Consider the following 3926-nt stretch of genomic DNA (forward strand, 5'->3'; position numbering starts at 1 on the left):
GTTGCGTGCGGTGGACCCCGAATCGTCGGGGTCCACCGCACGGAACGGGGTTCTTCGCGGTGTGCCAGGGGTCGACGGCACGCGGGTCGACGGCACAGGGGTCGACGGCACAGGGGTGACCGGCGCAGCGGGGCCGAGCGCGCCTCCTCGGAGTCAGGAGGCGCGGCGCGGCGCAGGAGGCGCGGTGCGGCGCAGGAGGCGCGGTGCCGGTCAGGAGGCGGGGGGCGTGTCGAGCGCGTCGACCGCGGCGACGACCTCGTCGACCTCGGTGCGGGTCGTGTAGTCGACGTGGACGTCGGCGAAGACGACCTTGCCGTCACGGTCGACGACGAGGACGGTCGGGAACGGCACGTCGGCGGTCGCGTCGGCGTTGCTGTCGGCGACGTCGAACCCGAGGTCGGAGTGCACCGCCCGGGCGGCCGCGACCGGTTCGGTCTGGATGCCCAGCGCCCGGACGAGGACGTTGCCCGGGTCGGACAACACCGGGAACTCGAGGCCGCCGTTCGCGACGGACCGTTCGCTGCCCTCGGGCGTCTGGGGGCTGATCGCGACCAGGGCGACGCCGCGCTCGCGCAGTTCGGGCAGCAGGTCGGCCTGGTAGGTCTTGAGCGTCAGGTTGCAGTAGGGGCACCAGGCACCGCGGTAGAAGACCAGGACGGCCGGGCCCTCGCCGACGGTCTCCGACAGCGAGACCTCGTCACCGGCGGTCGTCACGAGCGTCGCGTCCACGATGGTGTCGCCCACCCGGACGGCGGCCGCCGGGACCCCCGTGTCGCGCAGACCGGACTGCTCGTCGTCGAAGACCCTCGTGGCGTCCGCGCCGATCTCGGCGTTGAAGCCCTCGTTGAACTCGGTCACCTGGTCGGCGATGCGGGTGGGGATGGGGGAGTCGGCGTTCGACATGGGGTCCTCTCGACCGTGACGGGGTGCACCGGGTTCGGGTCGGTCACCTCGATCGAGGGTAGGCGGATGCGTGCCCGGGCGACCGCATGGCGAGGGGTGGTGTTCGCAATCGTCCGGGCCGGGCGCGGCCGCGCGCTCGTCCTCGACGGCCGCCCGTCGTCCTCGACGGCCGCCCGTCGTCCCGCACGGGCGTGTTGGCTGGTGCGGTGCAGACGTTCCTCCCCTACGCCGACTTCCGTGCCAGCGCCGAGGTGCTCGACGACAAGCGGCTCGGCAAGCAGCGGGTCGAGACGCTCCAGGTCATGCGGGCACTCGTCGTGCCCGGCTACGGCTGGCAGAGCCATCCGGTCACCGCGATGTGGCGGGGGCACCGGCCGGCCCTGATGGCGTACCAGGTCGCGACCTGCGCGGCCTGGGTGGCTCGGGGATTCGCCGACACCTGCCTCGACAAGACGCTCGCCACCCTCGACGAGGCGCCCGCCGACGCGGCGGCGTTCCGCGCGGACGAGTTCGAGCTGCCTCCGTGGTTCGGCCGGGAGGACGTCCACCGCTCGCACCGGTCGAAGCTGCTGGCGAAGGCACCCGAGTCCTACGCCGCGGTGTTCGGCGACGAACCCGCCGACCTCGACTACGTCTGGCCCGTGCCGACCGCGGGCGACGCGTCGCGGTGACCGGGCGGGGTGCCCGGGCGGGGTGACCGAGCGCGGTGACCGAGCGCGGTGACCGGGCGGGGTCAGGCCGCGCGCGCCTCCAGCAGGTCGAGGGCGGCGACGATCTCGTCGACCTCGGTGCGCGTCGTGTAGTCGGTGTGGACGTCGGCGAAGACGACGACCCCGTCGTGGTCGACGACGAGCACGGTGGGGAAGGGGATGTCGCCCGTCGCGTCGGCGTTGCTGTCGGCGACGTCGAACCCGAGCTGGGTGTGGACGGCACGGGCGTCGGCGCTGGGCTCGGTCCGGATGCCGAGGGCTCCGCTGAGCACGTTGCCCGGGTCGGACAGCACGGGGAACTCGAGGCTGCCGTTCGTCACCGACGCCTCGGAGCCCTCGGGGGTCTGGGGGCTGATGGCGACGAGGGCGACGCCGCGCTCACGGAGGCGCGGCAGCAACTCGGCCTGGTAGGTCTTGAGCGTCAGGTTGCAGTACGGGCACCAGGCGCCGCGGTAGAAGACGAGCACGGCGGGCCCCTCGCCGACGGTCTCGGCGAGTGAGACCTCGGTGCCCTGGGGCGTCAGCAGCGTCGCCTCGACGACGGTGTCACCGGGCTTCACGGCGTCGTCGGGTACGCCGGCCTCGCGCAGGGCGCTCTGTTCGTCGTCGAAGACCTTCGAGAAGTCGGGGCCGATCTGCGCGGTGAAGCCCTGGTTGAAGTCGGTCACCTGGTCCGCGATGGTGGTGGCGGGGCCGGTGGTGCCGGCGGTGCCGCTGTCGGGGGTGCTGGCGGTGTCGGGGGTGCTGGTGTTCGACATGGTCATCCTCTCGCGCTGACGGGCTCGCCGGGTACGGCCGTCGGGTGTCGCCGATCGTAGGCACGTCGCCTCGGACCGACGCCGAGTCGCGTCACGGGGCGTCACATGCGGCCGGACGGCCGGGCGCTCGGGCGCTCGGGCGCTCGGACCCTGCCCTGCCGATCGACCCTGCATCCCGGCGCTGCTCGGCCGCCGACCCATGCCGCCACGATGTGAACATCCCGCCACACGATTGCGTGGCGGGATGTTCACATCGTGGTGGCGTGGTGGCGTGGTGGCGTGGTGGCGTGGTGGCGAGGCGGCCTGCCGGTCGGACAGGCGACCGTCAGCTCTGGCAGTGCGGGCACCAGTAGGTGTCGCGCAGCTCGAGTTCGCTCTCGCCGAGCTCGCCCCGCAGGATCTTCGTGCCACAGCGCAGGCACGGCTTGCCCGCCCGGCCGTAGACCCAGTCCGTCGTGCCGCGGAGGTTGCCGGTCGTGGTGCGGTCGACCCGGTCTTTGTTGGCCTGGATCAGCCGGTGCGCGAGGTCGATCATCTTGGGTCGGTTCTCGACCTCGCCGACGGGACGCGTCGGCAGGACGCCCCGGAGGAAGCAGAGCTCGTTGCGGTACACGTTGCCCACCCCGGCGAGCACCCGCTGGTCGAGCAGTGCGAGTCCGACCTCGCGGGCCGGGTCGGCCTCGAGGTTGGCGAGGGCCCGCGCGGCGTCCCAGTCGGGGCCGAGCAGGTCGGGGCCGAGGTACGAGACCACGCTGTCGTCGTCGTCGCGGGTCACGAGCTCGACGATGCCGAGGTCGAACCCGACGGCGACCCAGTCGGCGGTCTCGAGCACCACGCGCGCCTGGTAGGCCGGGCGCTTCCACTTCGTGCCGTGCCGGTAGACGTGCCACGAGCCCTCCATCTTGAGGTGCGTGTGCAGCGTCAGGTCGCCGATGTGGTGCAGCAGGTGCTTGCCGCGCGCGATCACGTCGTCGATCACCTCACCACTGAGGTCGACGGTGGCGAACGCCGGCACCCGGAAGTCGCTGGCGGTGAGCGTCTGGCCGTGCAGCACCGCGTCGAGGTTCTTGGCGGCGCGGTAGACGGTGTCTCCTTCGGGCATCGGTCAGGCCCTCAACCGGATGCCGCTCGGCGTCGGTGCGAATCCGGCATCGCGCAGGGCGTCGCCGAGGGCGGTGCCCAGCACGAACGTGCCGTCGACCCGTTCGACCGCGAGCTTGCCGATGCGGTTGCGCACGGTGGCGGCCAGCGAACCCGCGGCCAGGGCGAGTTCGCGCTCGTCCGGCTCGCCGAAGGTCAGCACGGTCTTGCCGCCGCGTTCGACGTAGACGACGAGTCGGCCGTCGACGAGCACCACGAGCGAACCGGCCTTGCGCCCCGGGCGGTGACCGGACTTCTTCTTGTCGCCCGCGCCTCCGGACGGGTCGTTCGTCCCGCGGTCGGAACCCCCCGAGGAGGCGCGGGTCGCGTCACCCGCGGAGCCCGCCTCGGCGCGCGTCCCGGCTCCCGTCGCCGTGGTCGCCGCCGCGGCGGTGGCGGCTCGTGCCGCCGCGCT

At 72.9% G+C, this 3926-nt stretch carries 5 protein-coding genes; 1 reads left to right on the top strand and 4 read right to left on the bottom strand.

All coding sequences use genetic code 11. The annotated features are described in order from the left end of the window. Positions 1-210: 210 nt before the first annotated feature. Positions 211-903, bottom strand: a complete 693-nt coding sequence (locus tag SZ60_RS15470) for a peroxiredoxin-like family protein (RefSeq protein WP_043597573.1) — start codon at positions 901-903, stop codon at positions 211-213. A 206-nt stretch (positions 904-1109) separates the two neighbouring features. On the opposite strand from SZ60_RS15470, the gene SZ60_RS15475 reads away from it, so the two are divergent. Next, complete coding sequence (locus SZ60_RS15475) at positions 1110-1574, top strand: MSMEG_6728 family protein (protein WP_043597579.1); 465 nt, start codon at positions 1110-1112, stop codon at positions 1572-1574. Positions 1575-1636: 62 nt separating this feature from the next. Here SZ60_RS15475 and SZ60_RS15480 read toward each other — a convergent pair whose 3' ends face one another. The 3 genes from SZ60_RS15480 to SZ60_RS17590 form a co-directional block, all read right to left on the bottom strand. Further along, a complete protein-coding gene (locus tag SZ60_RS15480) occupies positions 1637-2371 on the bottom strand; it encodes a peroxiredoxin-like family protein (protein ID WP_082060215.1) in 735 nt (244 codons plus the stop codon). A 325-nt stretch (positions 2372-2696) separates the two neighbouring features. Then, positions 2697-3473 carry an Fpg/Nei family DNA glycosylase gene (locus tag SZ60_RS15485; protein WP_043597581.1) on the bottom strand — a complete coding sequence of 259 codons (777 nt, stop codon included), beginning with the start codon at positions 3471-3473 and terminating at the stop codon, positions 2697-2699. Positions 3474-3476: 3 nt separating this feature from the next. Next, a partial coding sequence (locus SZ60_RS17590; RefSeq protein ID WP_043597584.1) for a hypothetical protein occupies positions 3477-3926 on the bottom strand: 450 nt, incomplete at its 5' end.

This window comes from Frigoribacterium sp. MEB024, assembly GCF_000878135.1.
GTDB lineage: Bacteria > Actinomycetota > Actinomycetes > Actinomycetales > Microbacteriaceae > Frigoribacterium.

What these genes read in the sequence shown, in the direction of transcription:
- SZ60_RS15470 (WP_043597573.1), bottom strand. Translation starts at nt 903, where the DNA reads ATGTCGAACGCCGACTCCCCCATCCCCACCCGCATCGCCGACCAGGTG.
- SZ60_RS15480 (WP_082060215.1), bottom strand. Translation starts at nt 2,371, where the DNA reads ATGTCGAACACCAGCACCCCCGACACCGCCAGCACCCCCGACAGCGGC.
- SZ60_RS15485 (WP_043597581.1), bottom strand. Translation starts at nt 3,473, where the DNA reads ATGCCCGAAGGAGACACCGTCTACCGCGCCGCCAAGAACCTCGACGCG.